This is a genomic window from Xanthomonas sp. WHRI 8932A, from assembly GCF_035012785.1.
Classification (GTDB): Bacteria; Pseudomonadota; Gammaproteobacteria; order Xanthomonadales; family Xanthomonadaceae; genus Xanthomonas.
This window is the reverse complement of sequence record NZ_JAYGQQ010000004.1, coordinates 256,147-279,430: the sequence shown is the minus strand read 5'-3', so window position 1 is coordinate 279,430 and position 23,284 is coordinate 256,147. Positions and strand designations below refer to the sequence as shown.

Genomic DNA, 23,284 nt, shown 5'->3' with positions numbered 1-23,284 from the left:
GCTGCGGCTGCGAGCAGCCCGCCAAGCCGATCGAAAGCGAAAAGACCGCTCCGTAGAGCGCTCGCTTGCCTTGTCGTGGGAGGCACATGGTGGTGTTCCATTGAAGACAGCGTGCAATCTAGGCCGATGCGCGCGCAGGCCGGTTGCGTCAATTCGCTTCCGCATGCAGCGCTGCGCACCACAGCACGCCGACCAGCAGGCAGGCGATCGCGGCCAGCTCCAGTGGCGTGGGCAGGCGCATTTCCCAGGCAAACCCGTAGAGCAGCGCAAACACGGTTTCGAACACGATCATCTGCCCAACCAGGGTCAGTGGCAGCACGCGGCTGGCGCGGTTCCACAAGGCATTGCCGATCACCGATGCCAGGATGCCCAGCAGCAGCGAAACACCCCAGAAACTGGCCCAATCGATCGTTGCATGCGCTGCGCTGCCAATCATCGCCGCCGGCGCCAGCAACGCGGCCAGTGCGCCGGTGACCACACCGGTCAGCAGCGACCAGTCGCCACCGGAGAGGTCGGGACGGCGACGCAACCAGCGCGCATTGGCGATCGAATACGCCGACCACGAGACCAGTGCACCAACTGCGCACAGCAAGCCGGCAATGCGGGTGAGGCGGTCGCTCGCCTGTTGCCCGGAGTCGTCCTGCACGGTGTCCAGCGCCACCAGTGCCACGCCGATGACGCACAGCACGCAAGGCGCGGCAAGTCGCCGCAGTTGCACCGCGCCGGCAGCGCGCGTACCGATGATGGTGACCACCACCGGCAGCAACCCGATGATCAGCGCCGTCGCCGCGCTACCGGCCCACTGCACGGCGCTGCCCAGCAAGACGTAATAAATTAGATTGCCCATCAGGCTCAGACGGACCAGCGCCCACCACTCGGCGCGGCCCAACCGGACGGCGGTTTGTCGTGCACGCGGTGCGAGTACCAGCGCGGCGACCGCGCCATACGACAGGTACCGCGCCACCGCCAGTTGCAGCGGAGTAAACGCCGACAACAACTGCGGCGCCAGAAACACCAGTCCCCACAACGCGCCCGCACCGATGCCGCAGGCGACGCCCATCATCATGCGCTCACGCATCGTGCGTCTCCTTCATGCCATCCACTGCAGCGTGCAGTGCAGCGCGGCGTTGATCAAGCTCGCCGATCACGCATGCTCGCCGCCTTGAGATGGCTGTGTGTCGCGATGAAGCCGTCAAAGCGGTACGCCCGTAAGCAGCGTGCCCTATGCGATCTGGCATTCCCTCAGCGATCGTTCGATTGCTGACGTCGCGCCGGATGATTGGCCGCCGCGTGCACGGGTGGGCATCGCGACTACGACACCGCAGCGATCAGCAGCCGGATGGCCGCACGCTGGTTGTTCGAACAACGTGGGTGAACGCTTGCATGCGCACATTCAGAGCAGCTAGCAACACTCCTGTGCAGCCGCCAGGCGGGCGAGGCCGGTGCCCGGAGCGGCATGAACCACTCGTACACACCGCTTCTGAGTGCGTCGTCCGCACCCACTTCACGATTGCTCGCTACGTTTTGTTGGCCGCTCTAACCACTCAGCGACGCCTGCGTTGCCGCAAGCATCGCCGTAGTGGTTGCCGCACTTACTTGGCCCAGGTATCGCGCAAGGTCACACTGCGGTTGAACACCGGCGTGGCCGCGCTGTGATCGCGGCGGTCGGCAACAAAGTAACCGGTGCGTTCGAACTGGAACGCCTGCTCCGGTGCCGCCTGCGTCGCCGACGGTTCCACATAGCCGCGCACGCTGCGCTTGGACTCGGGGTTGAGATAGTCGCGGTAGGTCTTGCCTTCGGATTCGTCGTCGGGTTTTTCCACCGAAAACAGACGGTCGTACAAGCGGATTTCCGCTTCCACCGCATGCACCGCACTGACCCAATGGATGGTGCCCTTGACCTTGCGGTTCGCGCCTTCCATGCCGGGGCGCGATTCCGGATCCAGCCAGCCGCGCAGCTCGACGATCTGCCCGGCGTCGTTCTTGATCACCTCATCCACGCGCGCGATGCCGGCGCCACGCAGACGGATTTCGCCGCCCGGCACCAACCGCTTCCAGCCTTTGGGCGGGACTTCGGCAAAATCTTCGCGATCGATCCACAGCTCGCGTGCGAACGGCACCTCACGTGTGCCGAAGCTCTCGTCCTTGGGATGATTGGAAAACTGCAGTGTCTCGGTATGGCCGTCGGGCAGGTTGGTCAGCACCAGCTTGAGCGGGTCGATCACCGCCATGCGGCGCGCTGCGGTGGTATCCAGATCTTCGCGCAGGCAGCCTTCCAGTACCGAGAAGTCGATCAGCGAGTTCTGCTTGCTGATGCCCACGCGGTCCACAAACAGGCGCATCGCCGCCGGCGTATAGCCGCGACGACGCAGGCCCTGCAGCGTGTACATGCGTGGGTCGTCCCAGCCATCCACCAACTGTTCTTCCACCAGCGCGGTGAGCTTGCGCTTGCTCATCACCGTGTAGTTGATGTTGAGGCGCGAAAACTCGATCTGACGCGGCTTGGCGGCTTCGCGCGGCAGGCCCTTGTCCAGCAGCGGCTGCAGCAGCGCCGGATGCCCGGCCAGGTCCACCTTGTCCACGCACCAGTCGTACAGCGGGCGGTGGTCTTCGAATTCCAGCGTGCACAGCGAGTGGGTGATGCCTTCCACCGCATCGCCCAGCGAATGCGCAAAGTCGTACATCGGATAGATCGGCCAGGCGTTGCCGGTGTTCTGATGTTCCACATGCTTGATGCGGTACAGCGCCGGGTCGCGCAGATTGATATTGCCGCTGGCCATGTCGATCTTGGCGCGCAGCGTGCGTGCACCATCGGGGAATTCGCCGGCGCGCATGCGGCCGAACAGGTCCAGGTTTTCTTCGACGCTGCGCTCGCGGTACGGCGAATTGCGGCCCGGCTCGGTCAAGGTGCCGCGGTATTCGCGCACCTGCTCTGCACTCAGATCGCAAACGAACGCATGGCCGTCGCGGATCAGCTTCTGCGCAGCCAGGTAATACACATCGAAGTAGTCCGACGCGTGGCGCAGCTGCGCCCATTCGTAGCCCAGCCAGCGCACGTCGTCCTGGATGGCGGCCGCAAACTCGGGGTCTTCCTTGGCCGGGTTGGTGTCGTCCAGGCGCAGATTGCACAGCCCGCCGAACTCGGCTGCCAGGCCGAAGTCAAGGCAGATCGCCTTGGCGTGGCCGATGTGCAGGTAGCCATTGGGCTCGGGCGGGAAGCGGGTGCGGATGACCGTGTGCTTGCCGCTGGCCAGGTCCTCGCGAACGATCTGGCGGATGAAGTCTTTCTTCTCCGCCGGGGCGGTGGCGTCGGTGGCTGGAATCTCGGACATGCGGGGCATCGGCAATAAGTAAACCGCAAGTTTAGGCGGTGGCACCGGTTAGGGGTAGGCGGTGGGGCAGTGCGGCGCGTTTTGCGATGTTTTTACCGCCGTCGGCACCGTCAGTGGGCTCCGCGCGCCCGGCCAGCAGCGACATCCAATGGTCAAGGGCCAGTCTCAAGACCTTATCGAAGGAAGCGGTGGCAGGCGGTGGTGCCGTCGCGGCCGTGCGTGACGGGCGCTGGCAGCGCCTGATCGGCCACGGCTGGCGGTGGCCGGCCCCGACGCGTACGCTGCGCCGACCCTCTGCAGCGAGCTGCGCATGCCCTTGCCCCGTCTGGTGATCGGCGACAAAACCCTGTCTTCCTGGTCGTTGCGGCCGTGGCTGCTATTGCGGCATTTCCAGGTGCCGTTCGAGGAAGTCTGCCTGCCGCTGGACACGCCGCAGTTCCAGGCGCGCATCGCCGGTTATTCGCCGACCCGCAATGTGCCGGTGCTGTGGGACGACACCCTGCATGTCTGGGATTCGCTGGCGATTTGCGAATACATCAACGAGCGCTGGCTCGACGGCCGCGGCTGGCCGGCGGATCTGGCGGTGCGGGCCCAGGCACGCGCGGCTGCGGCCGAAATGCATTCGGGCTTTGCCGCCCTGCGCACGCAGCTGCCGATGGATCTGGCCCGTCCCCCCGGCCCGGCGCAGTGGGATGCAGCGGCCGAGCGCGACATCACCCGCATCCAGGCCCTGTGGGCCAGCCTGCGTGCCGAGCACGGCCATGCAGGCAACTTCCTGTGCGGCGAATTCGGCATCGTCGATGCGATGTACGCCCCGGTGGCGCTGCGCTTTGCCAGCTATGGCGTGCCGCTGTTCGAGGCTGCTGGCGATTACCTGGCCGCCCTGGATGCGCTGCCGGCGCTACGCGAATGGCGCAACGGCGCAGAACGCGAACGCGCGGAGCGCGGCTGATGCAGATCGCCTATCGCGCCAGTCACATCATCGATGCGCATCTGGCCAAGCACGCGCTGGAAGATGCCGGCATCACCGCCTTCGTGTTCGGCGAATCGCTGCTGGGCGGCGCCGGCGAATTGCCGGCCTTCGGCGTGCTGCAGGTGTGCGTGGCCGACCTGCAGCTGAGTCAGGCGCAGGCGGTGCTGGCCGACATCGGCCTGTGCGGCGAAGTCACCCGCGCGCTATAGCCTTGAAGCAGCGCAGCGCCACCGTAGGAGCGCACCTGGGCGCGATCTGGCGTTTATCGGCAAAGCTTCACAGCGCCCAGGTGCGCTCCTGCGCTGGCGTTATCGGCAAAGCCCGGTCGCGCCCAGGTGCGCTCCTACGACGCGTACGCATCATTCCGACTGACGCCACCCTGGCGGCGCGGCCTCTGGCGCGGCCAGCGCGCGCAGGCGTTTGAACAGCACCGTGGTTTCGGCCACGTTCCAGACCCGCAGCGCGACTTCGAAGGTATCCAGCGGCTTGGTCAAGAAGTCCTTGGCGCCCAGGCCCAGAGCGCGGTGGCGCGCGCTGCGGCTGGGGTCGGCGGTGAGCACGATCACCGGCAAGAAATGCCCCGGATCGGACAGCCGCGCCAGCTGTTCCAGCAGCGCGTAGCCGTCCAGCTCGGGCATCTTCAGATCCAGCAGGATCAGGTCCGGCGCGAACGCCGACACCAGCCCCATGACCCGCAGCGGATCGGTGGTGGCAATGACCTGCTGGAAGCCTTCGCGCTGCAGCAGGTCTTCGAGCAGCCGCACATTGGCTGGCTCGTCGTCGACGATGAGGATGCGGGAGCCCAGGATTTCGTCGCGTGTCATGCCAGCAGCCTGTCGATCACGGTGAAGAATTCCGCCACGTCGAGCGGTTTGGTCAGATACGCACGCACGCCCTGATTGCCGACGCGCGCCAGGGTGGCGGTGGTGGCATCGGCGCTGATTACCACCACCGGCACCTGCGCCGTGGCCGGCTGCGCTTGCAACTCGCGCAACAGCTCCTCGCCGTTGCCGTCGCTCAGGTGCAGATCCAGCAGGATCAAATCCGGCACGCCCTGCTGCAACAACTCGCGCGCCTGCGCCAGGCTGGCGGCTTCGAGCAAGTGCCATTGCGGGCGACGCTCGGTGAGGGTGCGGATCAGCGCCTGGTTGGACGGGTTGTCCTCGATGCTCAGCAGCCGGCACACCGCGCTGCCGCTGGTGCTGGGCGGCAGCAGGATGCGTGCTGGCTCGTTGGGTTGCGGCTCGCCTTGCGGTAGCGAGATCCAGAAGCGTGCGCCATCGCGGCTGCTGTCCACGCCGATCTGCCCACCCATCGCCTCGATCAGGCGCTTGCTCAGTGCCAGGCCCAGACCGGTCCCTTCCACGGCCGATCGCTCGGCACCCAGTCGCTCGAACGGCGTAAACAAGCGCTCGATTTGCGCAGGCGTCAGCCCCGTGCCCTGATCGGCCACGGTGATACGCAGTTGTTCGCCATCTGCCTGTGCGGTGACCTGCACCTGACCGCCGGGGCGATTGAACTTGACCGCGTTCGACAGCAGATTGAGCAGCACCTGCCGCAGCCGCTGCGCGTCGGCGCGGACCGTCCACGGCCCCTCGATGGCGGCCGGTTGCAATGCAATGCCGTACTTGTCGGCATCCGGCGCGATCAGGCCCAGCGCTTCGTGCACGGCCGCGCGCACCGAAATGGGTTCCGGGCTGAGATCCAGTTGATCGGCTTCGATCCGCGCGATGTCCAGCAACTCGGTGATCAGCCCCAGCAAGTGCCGGCCGGCGCCCAGAATGTGCTGCAGATGGCGGCGGTGGCCAGGCTCGGGCAGGTCCATTTCCAACACCTGCGCATAGCCCAGAATTGCGTTGAGCGGCGTGCGCAGTTCATGGCTGCTGCGCGAGAGAAATTCGGTTTTCGCGCGGTTGGCGGTTTCTGCATCGCGCCGTGCCAGTTGCGCTTCGGCCGCGCGTGCTGCCAACAGTTCGCTGGCCTGCGCCAGCCGCTGGCCGACCTGGCCCAACTCATCGCCGGCGCGCGGTTGCGGTGCCAGCGGCAGGCCTTCGCCCAGGCGGTCGGCGTTGGCCGCCAGCGTGCGCAGCCGCCCGGACAAGGCCGAGGCGAACCACGCCACGGCAAACACCGCGCCCAGGCCGCCGAGCATGGCCGCGCTCAGGGTGATGATCAGATTACGCTGGCGCAGTCCTTGCGCCTTGGCGGTGCGCACTTGCAACTGCGCGGTTTCGTAATTGCGCAACTCGCGCAGTTCCGCGCGCAGAATGTCGAGCTTGTACTTGCCGTCCCAGAGCTGACGGATCTCTTCTTCGCGGCTCAGGTCCGGGGCCAGCAAACGACGCCAACCTTGCATTTTTTCCGCAAATAGCGGCTTGATGCGCGCAAATCGCTGCGCCTGCACCGGGTCGGTGATGCGTTGGGAGAGCCGTTCGGCCACGCGTTGCAACCGCGGTTCGGCATCGCGGTACGGGGTGAGGAATTCATCGCGGCGCACCAGGCGATAACCGCGCACACCGGCTGCGGTTTCGGCCAATAGCGCATGTGCTTCGTACAGGTCGCTCAATACTTCCAGTGTCTGGCGCACATCGTTTTCGGCGGCGATGTTCTGCCGCTCCACGCTGTAGATCGCCATCAGCGCCACGGCCAGCAACAGCAACGGCAGTGTCACCACCGCCAGACTTTTACGGGTGATTGGCCAATCGTTCCAACGCACTGCCAATGCATTCATAGCGCGAGTCCGGCGTGGACCGCGTACACCGCGGCCTGGGTGCGATCTTTTACCTCAAGTTTCTGCAGGATTCGCTCCACATGCACTTTTACCGTGCCGGGAGAAATCCCCAGTTCAGCTGCCAGCGTGGCATTGGTGAGTCCGCGTGGCAGCAGCGACAAGACCTGTTTCTCGCGTTTGCTCAGCGCACTGAGGCGGTCGTCCTGCTGGGGTTTGCGCCGACGCGTGGCGATCGGCTTGGCCGGTTCGGCCACCATTGCCGGCAGCAACAGTGCGAAGGCCTGCAGCGCCTGCACGTCATCGTTGCCGGGCGCAGTGCGGCTGTCGGTCCAGGCCACGCACAGCATGCCGTGGGTGGTGCCCAGGGCATGGATCGGTACTTTGGCTTCGCGCATGTCGCTTGGGCGCGGTGGCATCAGCCAGGCGGCTTCGTGACCGTCGCCGGCCGCACTGGCACCGGGCGGCAGTGCCCGCCCGCGGCTGGCAAGCACCTGCGCGCGCGGCCCGCGCTGCGCCAGCACGGCGCCGTGCTCCAGGCCCAGCAACAGCAGCACGCGGCTCAGTACTGCATCGCAGGCTTGCTCAGGCGTGTGGACCTGACGCAGGGTCACGGCCGCCTCCCAGAGCGCCTGCCAACGTGCGCTGTCTGAGGCCTCGCGCCGCAAGGTCAGGCGCCAATCGCCAGCATTGGTAGGGGCTTCCATAGGTTCGCTCTAGGCCGATCAGCATATTTGAGTATATGCCAATCGGCAGAATTGTTGGGGGTGCTTGGTTTCGATACTGAGCTTGCCCGATGAGGCACCCACAACAACCTAACGGAGATTTTCCATGCGCCGCACCCTGTTCTCTTTGGTTCTGGCTCTGGCTGCCACCCCGGCGCTGGCCGGCGGTGTGATGCACTACGCAGACAAGGCCGCACTGCCGGCTGGCGGCGAAGAGCGCGAAGTCGCTGCGCTGTTCGACACCTGGAATGCCGCGCTGGCGACAGGTAACCCGCACAAGGTGGCCGATCTGTATGCACCGGACGGCGTGCTGCTGCCGACGGTCTCCAACGAAGTGCGCGCCTCGCGCGAGCAGATCGAAAACTACTTCGAAATGTTCCTGACCAAAAAGCCCAAGGGTGTGATCAATTACCGCACCGTGCGCGTGCTCGACGACGACAGCGCGGTGGATGCCGGCGTCTACACCTTCACGCTGACCGACAAGAGCGGCAAGAAGAGCGATGTGCAGGCGCGCTACACCTTCGTCTACGAGAAGCGCGATGGCAAGTGGTTGATCATCAACCACCACAGCTCGGCGATGCCGGAAGTCGATACGCGTGCGGCGGTCGCCAAGGCCAAGTAAGCGCTGCATCGGCGGCGCGCGCCGGCCGGGCAGGCTTGAAAGCTGCTGCGGCCGGCGCCATCCAGCAGGCAATCCTCACGATTGCGGAGTTGCACCATGCTGGGAATCGGCGCCTTTAAACAACGTATGCCACGTCAGGGCGAGGCACTGCCAGGACGCGAGCAAGCGCTGCCGCTACACAACACGCACCTGATCAACGGTCACCCGTTGCGCGGGGAATTTACCGGCTTGGCCCAGGTGCAATTCGGGCTTGGTTGCTTCTGGGGCGCGGAACGCAAGTTCTGGAGCGCGCCGGGGGTGTACACCACCGCAGTGGGCTATGCGGGTGGCGAGACACCCAATGCGACCTATGCGGAAGTGTGTTCCGGACAGACCGGCCATACCGAAGCGGTGTTGGTGGTGTACGACGAAGCATCGGCGTCGTTTGCGCAGTTGCTGCGCACGTTCTGGGAAAGCCATGACCCCACCCAGGGCATGCAGCAAGGCAACGATGTCGGCACGCAATACCGTTCGGCCATCTATTGCACGACGCAAGCGCAATACGACGCGGCACTTGCCAGCCGCGACGCCTATCAGCAGCAGCTGGATGCCGCAGGGTATGGCGCAATCACCACGGAGATCCGTTTCCCGGCGCCCACGTTTTATTACGCCGAAGACGATCACCAGCAGTATCTCGCCAAGCACCCCAATGGCTATTGCGGGCTTGGCGGCACGGGAGTGAGCTGCCCGATCGGGCTGGATGCCTGACGGAAAGGCAGGCCGGATTGAAGCGCTGTCAACCACGTGATCGTGGCAGCGCGCCGATGGCCAATAGTGACCGGCAGCGTTATCACGATCAGGCAGCGCATGGGAGTGCATGCCAGGCAACTTGAATGGCTACGTCGGAGACGACGTAGCCATCTTTTTTTGTGCGGCGTGCGCAAGACGCGCTGCCGTCGCCGTGTGTGGCTGATAGGCGAACTGGCCCAGTGGATCATTGCAGCCAATCGGTGCAATGCATCGGTGCGGTGAACCACGGCATTCAGTGAGTGCAATGCGCTGGGCGTGCTTGTATCCGTTGGTTCAGACGAATTCGCCGGCAAACATGCCGCGCAGCTGCGCAAGCGTGTCGGTGCGTTCGGGATGCAGCAGACGCATGCAGGCTAGCGCAAAGCCGACCGGGCTGGTGCCGGGTGCGGTGATGACGCCGTCAGCGGTGACGACTTTCTCATGGCGATACTGCGCGGCCCCGGCATAGGGAACCACATGTTCCTGCAAAAACGCCAGCGCGTTGCTGGTATGTGCGCGGTCGTCGAGCAGGCCTGCATACGCTAGCGCGATGGTGGCGCCGCAGATAGCGGCGACCGGTCGCTGGTGTTGCACGCGTTCGACCAAGAGACCGCTCAAGCCGGGGATTTCGCCTGCCTGCCAGCGCTCGCTGCCGGGCAGGATCCACAGGTCTGCGTCCAGCGGCGCCAGATCCGAGAGCGCGAATTCCGGAGCGATCCGCAGCCCGCCGATGGACTGCACCGGCTGGCCATCGATGCTGGCAATGGCCACCTGATCGCCAAACCACTCGCGCGCCGCTGGCAGCACCACACCGATTTCCCAATCGGCCACACCATCGACCATCACCACTGCAATGTTTGCCATTGTCCGCTACACCAGTTGAGGTCTCTGGATTCTAGGCAGTGCACGCGCGGCGATTGTAAGCAAGGTGTGCAGACGGCAGGGGGCGGGCGGTATCGCGGCCTGGTCCATCGGCTGCTCGAACGGAGCTTGCCTGCGAGATGCGCGGGGCGGCAGCGGATGGCAACGCTGTGCGAGGCACGCAGTGTCGATCAGATCCGTCGCGTTACCTGCTTTACCTCACTAGACCGCGTGGGCCAGCGGCAGAGAGGTGCGCGACGCAGCGGCATCGACTTGCGGGTGTTGTATCGGATACGCGGGCAGTCGTATTCGACCGGGATTCCACGCCCCGGTGCGACTGCCGCTGCAACCCCGGAAATGACAACGCCCGCAGCATCGGCCGCGGGCGTTGGTGATCGCACTTGTACGTTAAGACGATCAGCCGGCCAGCTTGTCGGCGATGGTCTTGCGCAGGGCCTGCAGATCCTTGGCGAAGGTGTCGATGCCGCCGGCCAGCTTTTCGGTGGCCATGGGGTCGGCCGCCAGGTCGGTGGCGAAACTGTCGCTATTGATCGGCGTGATCTGCACGGTTTCGGCTTTGGCCGGGGAGAGCTTGCGCGGCAACTCGCCGTGTTCGGCGTCGAGTTTTTCCAGCAGATCCGGCGAGATGGTCAGGCGGTCGCAGCCGGCCAGCGCTTCAATCTGCGCGGTGGAGCGGAAAGAGGCGCCCATCACCACGGTCGACGAGCCGCGTCGCTTGAACTCGTTGTAGACGGTGCGCACGAACACCACGCCCGGATCTTCATCGATGTTGGCCGGGGTCTGCCCCTGGGCGACGTAGTAATCCAGGATGCGGCCCACGAACGGGGAAATCAGGAACACGCCGGCTTCCGCGCAGGCCAGCGCCTGCGAGTGGTTGAAGATCAGCGTGAGGTTGCAGTCGATGCCTTCGCGTTGCAGCTGACGGGCGGCTTCGATGCCTTCCCAGGTCGCTGCGATCTTGATCAGGATCTTGTCCTTGGACACGCCACGCTCGGCGTACATCGCAATGAACTTGCGCGCCTTGGCGATGGTGGCCTCGGTGTCGTGAGCCAGGTCGGCGTCCACTTCGGTAGACACGCGCCCCGGCACCAGTTCGGCCAGCTTGACGCCCACGCCGATGGTGAGACGGTCGGCGACCTCGTGGATGGTGGCGGTGCGATCGTCGCCGCCGTGCTCGCGGCCCCAGGCCAGTTCGCGCTCGATCAGATCGGCATAGACCGGCAGGTCCAGCGCCTTCTTGACCAGGGTGGGATTGGTGGTGCAGTCGACCGGCTTCAGTCGCTTGATGGCGTCGTAATCGCCGGTGTCGGCAACAACGACAGACAGGTCGCGCAGTTGGGCAAGCTTGGAGGGGGATGCAGTCATGCGGGTTCTCTCGAATCGTGGAACGGGTCGGGGATGACGCAGCGCGCTACGTTAGCGCGCCGCGCGCTGGAAGTCGCCCGCGGCTGCGGGTTGATCGTGTACGGCGGTCACGCGCAAGCGCAGGTCGCGCCCGTCAGGCGTGCGCCAGTCGATGCTCTGGCCGACCGACAGGCCAAGCAGCGCACTGCCCACCGGCGCGAGCACCGAGATGCGGCTGTGCTGGACATCGGCTTCATGCGGGTACACAAGGGTGAGCGTATGCCGTTCGCCGTGCAGCTGGTCTTCGCATTCGATGCGCGAGTGCATAGTGACGACATCGCCGGGAATCTGGTCGGGCGGCAGCACACGTGCGCGGCCCAGTTCGTCGCTCAGCGCAGTGGCGGCGGGATGCTTGTTGAAGGCGGGGGAATCGAGCAAGGCCTCAAGCCGCGCGAGGTCGTGGCTGGAAACAAGGATGGATGGCGGCAAGCCGCTGTGATGTTGGGAAGTCATGGCACTCTCCTGACGAATACGGCTCGCCAACATGGCAAGCGGCACCGACAAGATGAGGGCGCCGTTGGCCGATCCCAATACATGCTGCCCGGCGGAAACGTGCGGTGACTTGGGGCAGGCCGACGTGGTTCTTTTTTCAGGTCACTGTCGTTAACGAGGCGATCAAGCGAGCGCTGCGAGAGAGTTCTAAGGGCGCAGATAGCAGGATCAAATGCCTGCCCAGGTAAGCCAGACAGACTGGCTACACCGACGAATCTGCAGCCGAAGAAAAACACCCGCTGGAAAAAAAAAGGCGTCGCTTGCGCGCCGCCGATGTTTGTTGTCTACGACTGTCGCGCAAAGCGACCACAGCCATGCAACGCTTTTGCGATTCCCGATTCCCTAAGCCGCCACCGCCTTGGGGCCTGTCGCAGGCTGATCCAGCGTAAACAGGCTCTCCGGCAATTCCTTGAACAACTGCGACAGCTGCTCCAGGAACGCGGTCATGGCCGAGCTGCGACGCCACGCCATGGCAATGCGACGGCTGGGTTGCTTGTCTTCGCGGAAGCGAATCAGGCGGATGTTTTCCGAGCGGGCGACCGGCGGTTTGACTGCCAGGAGCGGTAGCAGGGTGACGCCGACATTGGCAGCGACCATCTGACGCAAGGTTTCCAGGCTGGTAGCCTGGAACTCGGATTTCTCCAGCGCGCCGGCCAGATGGCAGACATCCAGCGCCTGTTCGCGCAGGCAGTGGCCGTCTTCCAGCAACAACAGGCGTTGTTCGGACAGATCGTCCAGCGTCATGCTGTCGTGGCGCGACAGCGGATGGCCTTCCGGCACTGCCAGCACAAAGGGTTCTTCGAACAAGAATTCTGCATGCAGCTGATCGTCCTGCAACGGCAGCGCCAGCAGCGCCGCATCCAGGCGGCCTTCGCGCAACTGGTGCATCAGTCGGTCGCTTTTTTCTTCGATCAACAGCAGCTCCAGCCGCGGAAACCGCTCGCGGATGCGCGGCACCACATGCGGCAACAAATAAGGCGCCAGCGTGGGGAAGATGCCCAGCCGCACTGTGCCCGCTTCCGGATCCTGGCTGCGCCGCGCGGCTTCCTTCATCTGTTCCACTTCGGCAACGATGCCGCGTGCGCGCATCGCCGCTTCGCGGCCGGCCGGCGTCAGCATCACCTTGCGCGGTGCGCGCTCTACCAGCGGCACACCCAGCTCGTCCTCGAGTTTCTTGATCTGGGTGGACAGCGTCGGTTGACTGACGAAACACGCCGTCGCGGCGCGGCCGAAATGCTTGTGGTCGGCCAGGGCTACCAGATACTTCAAGTCACGCAGATTCATGTGCAGCAGCCCTCAAGGCGGTGACGGTTAACGACTGACGCGTGATGCAGCTTAGCGCCCGGCGTGGCCGGGCGATGGCTGTCGTTGCGCTTATGCGGCCTGCGCAACGTTTTCGGCGCTGACCGGTGCGCTGGAGCGGATCAGGTGATCGAATGCGCTCAGTGCGGCCTTGGAGCCTTCGCCCATCGCGATCACGATCTGCTTGTACGGCACCGTGGTGGCATCGCCTGCCGCAAACACACCCGGTACGCTGGTCTGGCCACGGTCGTCGACGATGATCTCGCCGCGCGGCGACAGCTCCACCGTGCCACGCAGGAACTCGGTATTGGGCAGCAGGCCGATCTGCACGAACACGCCTTCCAGTTCGATGTGCTGGCTGTCGCCGCCGGTGCGGTCCTTGTAGACCAGGCCGGTGACCTTTTGCCCATCGCCCAGCACTTCGGTGGTCTGTGCGCTGGTGATGATGCGCACGTTGTGCAGGCTGCGTAGCTTGCGTTGCAGTACCTCATCGGCACGCAGCTTGTCGTCGAACTCCACCAGCGTGACATGCGCCACGATGCCGGCCAGGTCGATCGCCGCTTCCACACCCGAGTTGCCGCCACCGATCACCGCCACGCGCTTGCCCTTGAATAGCGGGCCATCACAGTGCGGGCAGTAGGCCACGCCCTTGTTCTTGTACTGGTCTTCGCCCGGCACGTTCATCTGCCTCCAGCGCGCACCGGTGGACAGGATCACGGTCTTGCTCTTGAGCGAAGCGCCATTGGCCAGCTTGATCTCGACCAGGCCATCGGCACCGGCCGGGATCAGCTGCTCGGCGCGCTGCAGATTCATGATGTCCACATCGTACTGACGCACGTGCTGTTCGAGCGCGGCCGCCATCTTCGGGCCTTCGGTTTCCTGCACGGAGATGAAGTTCTCGATCGACATGGTGTCCAGCACCTGCCCACCGAAACGCTCGGCGGCCACACCGGTGCGGATGCCCTTGCGCGCGGCATACACCGCTGCTGCCGCGCCGGCCGGGCCACCGCCGATCACCAACACGTCGAAGGCGTCCTTGGCGGCGATCTTGGCGGCATCGCGCTTTGCGGCATTGGTGTCGAGCTTGGCGACGATCTGCTCCAGCGTCATGCGGCCCTGGTCGAACAGCTCGCCGTTCAAGTAGACGGTGGGCACCGACATGATCTGGCGGGTTTCGACCTCGTCCTGGAACCATGCGCCATCGATGGCGACATGCTTGATGCGCGGGTTGAGCACGGCCGCCAGATTCAGCGCCTGCACCACGTCCGGGCAGTTCTGGCACGACAGCGAGAAATAGGTTTCGAACTGGTAGTCGCCATCCAGATGCTGCACCTGCTCGATCAGCTCGGCGGCAGCCTTGGACGGGTGACCGCCTACCTGCAGCAGCGCCAGCACCAGCGAGGTGAACTCGTGGCCCATCGGCAGGCCAGCAAAGCGCAGCGAGATGTCCTGGCCAGGCGAGGTCAGCGCGAACGAGGGCTTGCGCTGGTTGTCATCGCGGTGGACGTCCAGGCTGATCCTGTCCGACAGCAGCACCAGGTCTTCGAGCAGGTCGAGCATTTCGCGCGAGCCGTCGCTGTCGTCGATCGAGGCGTGGATCTGGATCGGGCGCGTGACCCGTTCCAGGTAGGCAGTCAGCTGGGTCTTGAGATTGGCATCCAACATGGAAAACTCCTGGGAATGGGCAAGGGGAGGGCGTGGCGTCGCTGCCGAAGGGCAGGTCGCCGGGGAAGGAAGGAGGTGAACCGCAGCCGGCGCGAGGTCGGGATGCGTGCTGGCGATGGCTGGCGGGCAGCCCGGCGCCGGCTCCGGTTCACCCCCGGCCCGATGAACCGGGCCAGGGATGCGCGGCGGCTTAGATCTTGCCGACCAGGTCCAGCGACGGAGCCAGGGTCTTGGCGCCTTCCTTCCACTTGGCCGGGCAGACCTGGCCAGGATTGTTGGCCACGAACTGTGCTGCGGTCAGCTTGCGCAGCGTCTCGGTGACGTCGCGGGCGATAGAGTTGTCGTGGATTTCCAGGGTCTTGATCACGCCTTCCGGATTGATGATGAAGGTGCCGCGCAGGGCCAGGCCTTCTTCTTCAATGTGCACGCCGAAGGCGCGGGTCAGCTTGTGGGCCGGGTCGCCGATCAGCGGGAACTGCGCCTTGCCAACGGCCGGCGAGGTCTCGTGCCACACCTTGTGCGAGAAGTGCGTGTCGGTGGTGACGATGTACACCTCGGCGCCAGCCTTCTGAAACGCGGCATAGTTGTCGGCGGCGTCTTCCACTTCGGTCGGGCAATTGAAGGTGAATGCGGCGGGCATGAAGATCAGCACCGACCACTTGCCCTTCAGGCTGGCCTCGGTGACTTCGATGAAGTTGCCGTTGTGGTACGCATTCGCCTTGAACGGCTGGACCTGGGTGTTGATGAGAGACATTGAGTTTCCTCGTGCGATGAAAGGGGGGCAGGGGATGGAACAGCCGTCATGGTAGGCAGGATCGATAGATTTCTCAAATCGATTAATGGAATTGCATAGATAGGTTTTGGCTATCGATATTGCAGACGGCATCTGGCGCTGTGGGTGGGCCGTTCCATCTCCGATAATGGTGGGCCGATGTTTCGCATGAGTGAATGACCCGTATGAGCGACGATCCTGCAGGCATCCCCGCCGAACAGCTGTTGCGGCAGGCTGCGCTGCGGATCGAGCGTACCGATGCCGAGCCGCTGCTGCTGCATGCACTGGGCCGTGACCGCGCCTGGCTGTTCGCGCACGGCCGCGACCCGGTGCCGCCGACCATCGCGCAGGCCTTCGACGCCTTGGTGCAGCGGCGGCAGGCTGGCGAGCCGGTGGCCTACCTGACCGGTTCGCGCGGGTTCTGGACCCTGGACCTGGCCGTCTCCACGGCCACGCTGATTCCGCGTGCCGACACCGAAGCGTTGGTCGAGCTGGCGCTGGAGCGTCTGGACCAGGCGCCCGGCCGGCGCGTGGCCGATCTGGGTACCGGCAGCGGCGCGATCGCACTGGCGATCGCCAGCGAGCGGCCGCAGGCGCAGGTGATCGCCACCGACGCCAGCGCGGCCGCGCTCGCCATCGCCCAGCGCAACGCCGACAGCCACCGCCTATCGAACGTGGAGTGCCGGCAGGGCAGCTGGTTCGTACCACTGGCCGGCGAGCGTTTCGATCTGATTGCCAGCAATCCGCCGTATATCGCGGCCGGCGACCCACATCTTGCGCAGGGCGATCTGCGCTACGAGCCGGCCAGCGCACTGGCCTCCGGCAGCGACGGGCTGGATGACATCCGTTCGATCGTGGCCGATGCGCCCGCACACCTGCGCGCAGGCGGCTGGCTGCTGCTCGAGCATGGTTGGGATCAGGGCGCGGCCGTGGCCGAGTTGCTGCGCACGCGCGGGTTTACGCAGGTGGCCACGCATCAGGATCTGGAACAGCGCGATCGGGTGACGTTGGGCTGCTGGGAGGAGGGCGCTACGCGGTAGTGCTGGCTGGTGCAACGTCGCCGACGGTGCAGTCATTGCCCCCCGGCATGCGCAGTCACACCTCGCCACGGGAAGACACCGCCGTTGGCTCCATCGTCGATCGCTACAATGCGCGTTTTCGCCCAGGACCGACGCATGCGCACGCTCTATCCCGAGATCACGCCCTACGAGCAGGGCAGCCTGAAGGTCGACGACCGCCACACGCTGTATTTCGAACAGTGCGGCAACCCGCAGGGCAAGCCGGTGGTGATGCTGCACGGCGGCCCGGGCGGCGGCTGCAACGACAAGATGCGGCGCTTCCACGACCCGGCCAAGTACCGCATCGTGCTGTTCGATCAGCGCGGCTCCGGGCGGTCTACCCCGCATGCCGATCTCACCGACAACACCACCTGGGATCTGGTTGCCGACATCGAGCGCTTGCGCACGCAGTTGGGCATCGACCGCTGGCAGGTGTTCGGCGGCAGCTGGGGCTCGACGCTGGCCTTGGCGTATGCGCAAACCCACCCGCAGCAGGTCACCGAACTGGTGCTGCGCGGCATCTTTTTGCTGCGTCGTTTCGAGTTGGACTGGTTCTATCAAGAAGGCGCCAGCCGGCTGTTCCCGGATGCATGGGAGCACTACATCAACGCCATCCCGGCCGACGAACGCGGCGATCTGGTCGCCGCCTTTCATCGCCGCCTGACCAGCGATGATGAGGCTACGCGCCTGGCCGCCGCCAAGGCCTGGAGCGTGTGGGAAGGCGCCACCAGCTTTTTGCATGTGGACGAGGACTTCGTCACCGGGCATGAGGACGCGCACTTTGCGTTGGCCTTCGCACGTATCGAAAACCACTACTTCGTCAACAAGGGCTTCTTCGAGGTGGAAGGCCAGTTGTTGCGCGATGCGCACCGCATTGCCGACATCCCCGGGGTGATCGTGCATGGCCGCTACGATGTGGTGTGCCCACTGCAAAGCGCCTGGGATCTGCACAAGGCGTGGCCGAAGGCGCAGCTGCAGATCAGCCCGGCGTCGGGGCATTCGGCTTTCGAGCCGGAAAATGTCGATGCACTGGTGCGCGCGACCGACGGGTTTGCATGAGCGACGCCGTCGGGCGCAGGCGAGTGATGTGCCAGCTCACGCTGGTGCATGACTCGTAGGAGCGTGCCCGCGCGCGATGAGGCGTTATCGATAACGCTTCCTCGCGCGCAGGCACGCTCCTACGGGGATTGTTGTTTCAGCGTGGCAACAGCGCCTGGGCCAGCGGCGGCAGGATGCGCGCCAATCGATCTGCCCATGCCTGTTGCCCGGTGGCGTCGCCAATCAGGTCCTGGCGGATTTCCAGTTCCACATGCAGTAGGCCGCGGCCTTCGCCATGGACCGGAATGGCGTAGTCGGTGGCATCGCTCACCGCATACGGTTGATTGTCGCCAACCACCAGATCCGCTTCTGCACGCAAGGCATCCAGCAAGCGATGCGCCAGTCGCGTGTCGCGGTGGTACAGCACGCCGGCATGCCAGGGACGCGCGTTGCCGGCCATCACCGGGGTGAAGCTGTGCATCGACACCAGCAGCGTCGGCTGGGCGCGCTGTTCGCGTGCATCCAGTTCGGCCGCGATGCGTGCGTGGTAGGGCGCGAAGATCGCATCGATACGTTGCTGGCGATCGGCGTCGGTCAACGCCAGGTTACCGGGAATCGATGTGCCGTCGCTGATCTCCGGCATCCGACTGGCCGCGCCATCGGGCCGGTTGCAGTCGATCACCAGGCGCGAATAGGTCTGGGTGATGGCGATCGCATCCAGCGCCTCGGCCAGCAGACGGGTGACCTGTGCGATGCCGATATCCCAGCCGATATGGCGGTCCAGCTCCTGCTGCGGCAGGCCCAGATTGGCCAGCCGTGCGGGCACGCGCTGGCCGGCGTGATCGGCGATCAACAGCCACGGCGATGCCGCCTGCGCGTTGTGCACGGTGAACGCTGGCGGATCCTCGGGGCCAAGCAATTGACCGGCAGCGGCATCAACCACGCGGCGTGCCATCCAGTGCGTGATCGACCAGATACAGCCCGGCCCACAACTTGGGATCCATCTGATAGCCCTCGGCCATCTTCTGCACCAGCCACGCGCCGACCTGCGCGCGCGGGATTTCGTGCACGGTAATGTCTTCGCTGGCATCGCCGCCGCCAGCGCCGACCTTGCGCAGCCCGGTGGCGCGCACAAACGCGATCTTCTCGCTGCTCGCGCCGGCCGAGGTGGGGCCGATCATCAGTACCTCGGCGTGTTCAGCGGTCCAGCCGGTTTCTTCTTCCAGTTCGCGGATCGCCGACAGCTCGATCGATTCATCGGCATGCACATCGCCTACCAGTCCGGCCGGCATTTCGATGGTGCGCGCTTGCAGCGGCACGCGGAACTGTTCGACGAACAACATCGCATCGTCCGGCGTCACCGCCACGATGATCGCGGCCAGGCCGCCGGCGTGCACACGCTCGGAATATTCCCAGGTGCCGCGCACGACCATGCGCTGGTACTTGCCTTCGTAAACCACGGTGGGCGGGGTGTCGTGTCGGTTCATGGGTAGGTGCCTTGAGACAGGGAAGCGGGAGGGGGCGGCAGTGCGGCGCCGTCGCACACGGCCAGCAGGCGGCGGCGCGTGAGCGGCCCGAAACGCAGGCTGTCGCATAACCCGATCAGCATGTCCGCATCGGCCTGCGTGCGCGTGAAGCCGGCGTCGGTCAAGCCGAGCGGTGCGTCCAATGCGATGGTGGTGAGCTGGCGCCATAACAACGCATGGTCGCGCTGTTCGCGTAGCCGCACGGCCATTTGCGCGGCGCCGCGCAAGCGCAGGAACGGGATCTCGTCGATGCGTTCCAGCAAGGCATCCAGGCTGCCGAAATGCGCCAGCAGCACGGCTGCCGATTTGGCGCCGATGCCGGTGATGCCGGGTATGTTGTCGATCGCATCGCCGCACAGCGCCAGATAGTCGGCAATCTGATGCGCATGCACGCCATGGCGCGCCTTTACCCCGTCCATGCCCCAGCGCAAGTTGCGCGCGTAATCCCACTGTTCGTCGTGCTCGAACAGCAATTGCGACAGATCCTTGTCGGCCGACACGATCACCCCGCGCAAGCCTTGCGCGCGCACGCTGTGCAAGGCGCTGCCGATCAGATCGTCGGCCTCGTACTCGCGATGCGCCAGCACGCTCAGGCCCAGTGCCGCGCACAGTGCCTTGCAATGCGCAAACTGGCGCCGCAATGCATCCGGCGCCGGCTCGCGGTTGCCTTTGTAGGCTGGGTAGATGGCATGCCGAAAGCAGCTGTCCAACGCTTCGTCGAAGGCGATGGTGATGTACTGCGGGCGCTCGCGTTCCAGCAGGTCCAGCAGAAAACGCGCAAAGCCGTGCACCGCATTGGTCGGCCAGCCTTGCGCGTCCTGAAATTCGTCCGGGATCGAATGCCAGGCGCGAAACACGTACAAACTAGCATCGATCAGATACAGCGGCTCCGGGCGCGGACCGCCCGGCAGCGCAGCGGCAATGGCACCCGGCAGCGTGCTCATGGAGTCCAGTCGCGCAACAAGGCGCGCGGGTCCGGACGCTCGCGCTCCGGCACCTGCATGCGCGGCGTGCCGATATGGATGAAGCCGGCGATGCGCTCGTTTTCGCCCAGGCCCAGATAGCCGCTGACGGCCGGGTCGTAGGCCATCCAGGCGGTCAGCCACTGCGCGCCGAAGCCATGCGCCTGCGCGGCCTGCAGCAATGCAAAACACACGCAGCCGGCGGTGAGCAGCTGTTCCTGCTCGGGCACCTTGTGCTCGGGGCGCAGCGAGGCGATGACCACGATCGCCAACGGTGCGTCGCTGAAGCGGTTGCGGTCTTTTTCGACCGCCGCCGGCGGTGCCAGCGGATCGGCGGCCTGGGTGCGTTCGGCCAGAAAGTCGCCCAGGGCGTGCCGCGCGTCGCCGCTGATGCGCAAGAAACGGAACGGCACCAGCTTGCCGTGGTCGGGCACCCGCACGGCCGATGTCAGCATGCGCAGCAAGGTGTCTTCATCCGGGCCGGGCTCGCCCAATTGTTTGGAGGGGACCGAACGACGCGCGTCCAGCGCCTGTAGCGAATACGGTGCATGCATAATTTGCGGTTCTGGGCGACGAATGCGTCAATTATAGACGGGCCCTTCCCAACGCCCGCCGCATGATGGCCGGCCGGGTGACGCCTGCTGCAACGGCATCGCCCCTTCCTGCCCGCTCCTTCAGCGTTGTCCGATGACCCAGTTCGTGTCCACCGATCCTCTGCCCAGCCGCAACCCGCAACTGCTCGATCAGGTGCGCGATATCGTGCTGGTGCCGTTGGCCGATGCGTTTATCGACGTGCAGGACGCGCTGGCCGAGGCGTTGTTCCGCCTGGCGGCCGATGCCGGCGCGGCCCAGAACGATTTCATGGAAGCCATCCAGGCCTTGCGGCAGCAGCGCGAACCGATCACTGCGCGCTTTCGCGGGCATCTGGCCAAGGCCTGGCAGGGCCTGGAGTCCGCGCGGCCGTTGTCGGCCGAGCGTAGCCTGGCACGCGGCGCTGCCGGGCTGACCCTGCTACCCGAACAGGATCTTGAAGTCCGTCTGGCGGTGCGTAATCTGGCCGGCGCGTTGCAGCATCAATGGCGGCCGGAATTGATGCGGCTCAATCGCTATCTGGGCTTCATCGCCGGCGGGCTGCGCATCGATGGCGACAGCAATCCGTTCGGGCCTGAGCACCTGGGCGTGGCGCTGTACGAGGCCTTCCAGGGCGTGACGCTGGCGGCGAAGGTGCATCTGGCGGTCATCAAGGTCTGCGAGCAGCAGCTGATGCCGCGCGTAGGCCAGCGCTACGCAGAGCTGGAACAGGCGTTGGCGCAGGTTGCCAGCCTGCGCGAGTTGCCGCAGGCGCGCCATCGCCGCGGCGGCATCCCGCGCCAGGGCAAGACCGGCAACGAGGACACCCCCGAGACGCCGGACTGGATCGCACGGTTCTTTGCCGACTGGTCCGGCGGGCAGGGGGCATTGGTCGGCGTCAAGGTGATCGACGTGCATCTGCGCAGCGGCCGCGAAGTGCTGCCGGCCGCGTTGCACCAGCGTCTGCAACAGGCGCGCCACCTGCGCGAGCCCGATGCCGGGCGGTTGGAGTCGTCTGCGCAGCGGCGGCTGTCGCCGCGCGAGGTGGTTTCGGCGTTGTCGCTGCTGCAGACCATGCCCGGCGCCGGGTTCGACAGCATCGACGACGGGCAGCGCGGCTTGCCGCACGCACTGCGGCAGCACCTCATGCGCGCGGCTGCCTCGCTTGGCGTCGACCCGGTCACCACCTGCCTGGACCCCAACGATGCCGATGCGCTGGACCTGATCGCGCTGCTGTTCGACGCGATCCTGGTGCAGAGTCAGCTTTCCGATGCGCAACGCCGCCTGCTGGGGCAGTTGCTGGTGCCGATGGCCAAGATGGCGATGCTCGACGGCCATCTGTTCGTGCGCGATGGCCACCCGGCGCGTCGTCTGCTCAATCTGCTGGTGGATGCCTGCGACGGCAATGGCGGCGAAAGCGCGGCCGAACAGGCCTTGCTGGCGCAGGTGGAGGCGGCAGTCGTCACCGTCGTGCGCGACTTCGACGAGCATCCAGCGGTGTTCTTGGCGTTGGAAGCCGAGTTCGGCGCCAGTTACGAGCAGTACCGGCGACGCGTGGAGATTGCCGAGCGCCGCGCCAACGAATTGCAACGTGCCGAAGAACGCCGCGAACGCGCACGCAGCATTGCCGCCCAGGCGCTGGCCGAGCGGCTGGCACGCGGATCGCTGCCGCCGGTGGTGGAACACTTTCTCAGCCGCGTCTGGCATCCGAGCGTGCAACAGGCTGCGTTGCGCGCCGATGGCGCCGGCCCGGCCCTGGACGCTGCTATTGCAGTGGGCGACGCCGTGTTGGCGCAGCTGACGCCCGCGCGCAGCGACACCGGGCTGGATGCACAGCGTGCGCCGTTGCTCCAGGCGTTTGCGCTGGCCGGGTTGGGGCCGCGCGAGGCTGAGCAGGCCTTGCAGGAATTGCTGCGCGCGCTGGCGCCCACGCCAGCTGCTGCCCATGCGGAAGCGCTTGCCCCCACCCTGACCGCATTGAGCTTGGTGCCCAGCCCCGCCGACCCGGTGGCAGAGCCGTTGACTCCGATGCTCGATGCGGGCGGGCAGGTGGAGTTCGACCGCATCACCGCTGACTTCTTTCGCGCCATGGCAATCGGCACCAGCCTGGACTTCGTCGACCGCGAAGGCCGTGTCCAACCGGGCAAGCTGTCGTGGATCAGCCCGATTTCCGGGCGGCTGATGTTCGTCAATCGGCGCGGCGGGCGGCTGTGCGTGTCCTCGCCGGAAGAGCTGGCCATGATGGTCTGGCTGGATCGCCTGCGCCTGCACCGCGAAGAAGACGCTTTCTACAGCGCGATGCAGGACGTGGTCGACGGGCTGGACGCGTCTGACCCCCTCAAGGCTTAACCCCCGTAGGCGTATAACGGGTGCCGGCAGGCTCCACCGCAAGGTTGCGGGCTACGATGTCTCCTTGACACGCAAACCCTGGGCGGTCACGAGTAAAGTGAGAGCTGCATCACACT

The 23,284-nt window shown here is 65.5% G+C and carries 22 protein-coding genes and 1 other RNA gene; 8 read left to right on the top strand and 15 right to left on the bottom strand.

The features are described 5' to 3' along the window. Positions 1–148: 148 nt before the first annotated feature. Positions 149–1,078 carry a DMT family transporter gene (locus tag VC212_RS08460; RefSeq protein ID WP_323515169.1) on the bottom strand — a complete coding sequence of 310 codons (930 nt, stop codon included), beginning with the start codon at positions 1,076–1,078 and terminating at the stop codon, positions 149–151. Between the two features lie 378 nt (positions 1,079–1,456). Here VC212_RS08460 and VC212_RS08455 point away from each other — a divergent pair. Beyond that, positions 1,457–1,533, top strand: a non-coding RNA gene (locus tag VC212_RS08455) — sX9 sRNA. A gap of 59 nt (positions 1,534–1,592) precedes the next feature. On the opposite strand, the gene VC212_RS08450 is transcribed toward VC212_RS08455, so the two are convergent. Beyond that, entirely contained in the window at positions 1,593–3,332 is a 1,740-nt protein-coding gene (locus tag VC212_RS08450; protein WP_055851208.1) for a glutamine--tRNA ligase/YqeY domain fusion protein, read from the bottom strand. A gap of 310 nt (positions 3,333–3,642) precedes the next feature. On the opposite strand from VC212_RS08450, the gene VC212_RS08445 reads away from it, so the two are divergent. Together VC212_RS08445 and VC212_RS08440 are read left to right on the top strand one after the other, a co-directional pair. Continuing rightward, positions 3,643–4,284, top strand: a complete 642-nt coding sequence (locus tag VC212_RS08445) for a glutathione S-transferase family protein (RefSeq protein ID WP_115528212.1) — start codon at positions 3,643–3,645, stop codon at positions 4,282–4,284. After that, on the top strand, positions 4,284–4,514 hold the full coding sequence (locus VC212_RS08440; protein WP_055851211.1) for a DUF2007 domain-containing protein: 231 nt from the start codon (positions 4,284–4,286) through the stop codon (positions 4,512–4,514). The genes VC212_RS08445 and VC212_RS08440 overlap by 1 nt, the downstream gene beginning before the upstream one ends. A gap of 150 nt (positions 4,515–4,664) precedes the next feature. On the opposite strand, the gene VC212_RS08435 is transcribed toward VC212_RS08440, so the two are convergent. Genes VC212_RS08435 through VC212_RS08425 form a run of 3 tightly spaced genes read right to left on the bottom strand, consistent with a single transcriptional unit; the run spans position 4,665 to position 7,740 of the window. Next, the gene (locus tag VC212_RS08435; protein ID WP_055851215.1) at positions 4,665–5,129 is read right to left on the bottom strand and encodes a response regulator; all 465 of its coding nucleotides are present in this window, start codon (positions 5,127–5,129) and stop codon (positions 4,665–4,667) included. After that, on the bottom strand, positions 5,126–7,036 hold the full coding sequence (locus tag VC212_RS08430) for an ATP-binding protein (RefSeq protein WP_055851218.1): 1,911 nt from the start codon (positions 7,034–7,036) through the stop codon (positions 5,126–5,128). Before VC212_RS08430 ends, VC212_RS08435 begins: the two co-directional genes overlap by 4 nt. Beyond that, complete coding sequence (locus VC212_RS08425) at positions 7,033–7,740, bottom strand: response regulator transcription factor (protein WP_323515168.1); 708 nt, start codon at positions 7,738–7,740, stop codon at positions 7,033–7,035. Before VC212_RS08425 ends, VC212_RS08430 begins: the two co-directional genes overlap by 4 nt. Positions 7,741–7,864: 124 nt before the next feature. Here VC212_RS08425 and VC212_RS08420 point away from each other — a divergent pair, with 124 nt between their 5' ends. Next, the gene (locus tag VC212_RS08420; protein ID WP_055851222.1) at positions 7,865–8,380 is read left to right on the top strand and encodes an SgcJ/EcaC family oxidoreductase; all 516 of its coding nucleotides are present in this window, start codon (positions 7,865–7,867) and stop codon (positions 8,378–8,380) included. Positions 8,381–8,476: 96 nt separating this feature from the next. Continuing rightward, positions 8,477–9,127 carry a peptide-methionine (S)-S-oxide reductase MsrA gene (gene msrA, locus VC212_RS08415; protein ID WP_323515167.1) on the top strand — a complete coding sequence of 217 codons (651 nt, stop codon included), beginning with the start codon at positions 8,477–8,479 and terminating at the stop codon, positions 9,125–9,127. A 315-nt stretch (positions 9,128–9,442) separates the two neighbouring features. Here the strand turns inward: msrA and VC212_RS08410 are convergent, their stop codons facing one another. The 6 genes from VC212_RS08410 to ahpC all read right to left on the bottom strand — a co-directional run bounded on the left by VC212_RS08410 (position 9,443) and on the right by ahpC (position 15,647). Next, on the bottom strand, positions 9,443–10,012 hold the full coding sequence (locus VC212_RS08410) for a type 1 glutamine amidotransferase family protein (RefSeq protein WP_055851227.1): 570 nt from the start codon (positions 10,010–10,012) through the stop codon (positions 9,443–9,445). 414 nt (positions 10,013–10,426) lie between these two features. Beyond that, positions 10,427–11,395, bottom strand: a complete 969-nt coding sequence (tal, locus tag VC212_RS08405) for a transaldolase (RefSeq protein WP_115512445.1) — start codon at positions 11,393–11,395, stop codon at positions 10,427–10,429. A gap of 51 nt (positions 11,396–11,446) precedes the next feature. Continuing rightward, on the bottom strand, positions 11,447–11,887 hold the full coding sequence (gene rnk, locus VC212_RS08400; RefSeq protein WP_055851460.1) for a nucleoside diphosphate kinase regulator: 441 nt from the start codon (positions 11,885–11,887) through the stop codon (positions 11,447–11,449). Positions 11,888–12,268: 381 nt separating this feature from the next. Then, positions 12,269–13,210: a LysR substrate-binding domain-containing protein gene (locus VC212_RS08395; protein WP_055851233.1), complete on the bottom strand. Its 942-nt coding sequence runs from the start codon at positions 13,208–13,210 to the stop codon at positions 12,269–12,271. A 90-nt stretch (positions 13,211–13,300) separates the two neighbouring features. After that, positions 13,301–14,893 (bottom strand): alkyl hydroperoxide reductase subunit F, encoded by a 1,593-nt coding sequence (gene ahpF, locus VC212_RS08390; protein ID WP_323515166.1) that lies wholly within the window; start codon positions 14,891–14,893, stop codon positions 13,301–13,303. Positions 14,894–15,083: 190 nt separating this feature from the next. Then, the gene (ahpC, locus tag VC212_RS08385) at positions 15,084–15,647 is read right to left on the bottom strand and encodes an alkyl hydroperoxide reductase subunit C (protein ID WP_011036070.1); all 564 of its coding nucleotides are present in this window, start codon (positions 15,645–15,647) and stop codon (positions 15,084–15,086) included. A 203-nt stretch (positions 15,648–15,850) separates the two neighbouring features. On the opposite strand from ahpC, the gene prmC reads away from it, so the two are divergent. Together prmC and pip are read left to right on the top strand one after the other, a co-directional pair. Then, positions 15,851–16,705 (top strand): peptide chain release factor N(5)-glutamine methyltransferase, encoded by an 855-nt coding sequence (gene prmC / locus VC212_RS08380; protein ID WP_323515197.1) that lies wholly within the window; start codon positions 15,851–15,853, stop codon positions 16,703–16,705. Positions 16,706–16,840: 135 nt separating this feature from the next. After that, entirely contained in the window at positions 16,841–17,782 is a 942-nt protein-coding gene (pip, locus tag VC212_RS08375; protein ID WP_115512442.1) for a prolyl aminopeptidase, read from the top strand. A 136-nt stretch (positions 17,783–17,918) separates the two neighbouring features. Here the strand turns inward: pip and VC212_RS08370 are convergent, their stop codons facing one another. Genes VC212_RS08370 through VC212_RS08355 form a run of 4 tightly spaced genes read right to left on the bottom strand, consistent with a single transcriptional unit; the run spans position 17,919 to position 20,803 of the window. Continuing rightward, on the bottom strand, positions 17,919–18,716 hold the full coding sequence (locus tag VC212_RS08370; RefSeq protein WP_323515165.1) for an N-formylglutamate amidohydrolase: 798 nt from the start codon (positions 18,714–18,716) through the stop codon (positions 17,919–17,921). After that, positions 18,697–19,248, bottom strand: coding sequence for an NUDIX hydrolase (locus VC212_RS08365; protein ID WP_005988855.1), 552 nt, complete (start codon positions 19,246–19,248; stop codon positions 18,697–18,699). The genes VC212_RS08370 and VC212_RS08365 overlap by 20 nt, the downstream gene beginning before the upstream one ends. Further along, positions 19,245–20,231 carry a 5'-3' exonuclease H3TH domain-containing protein gene (locus VC212_RS08360; RefSeq protein ID WP_115512441.1) on the bottom strand — a complete coding sequence of 329 codons (987 nt, stop codon included), beginning with the start codon at positions 20,229–20,231 and terminating at the stop codon, positions 19,245–19,247. Before VC212_RS08360 ends, VC212_RS08365 begins: the two co-directional genes overlap by 4 nt. Beyond that, positions 20,228–20,803, bottom strand: coding sequence for a nitroreductase (locus tag VC212_RS08355; RefSeq protein WP_323515163.1), 576 nt, complete (start codon positions 20,801–20,803; stop codon positions 20,228–20,230). Before VC212_RS08355 ends, VC212_RS08360 begins: the two co-directional genes overlap by 4 nt. Positions 20,804–20,936: 133 nt before the next feature. Here VC212_RS08355 and VC212_RS08350 point away from each other — a divergent pair, with 133 nt between their 5' ends. Next, complete coding sequence (locus VC212_RS08350; RefSeq protein WP_323515162.1) at positions 20,937–23,168, top strand: DUF1631 domain-containing protein; 2,232 nt, start codon at positions 20,937–20,939, stop codon at positions 23,166–23,168. Positions 23,169–23,284 lie beyond the last annotated feature (116 nt).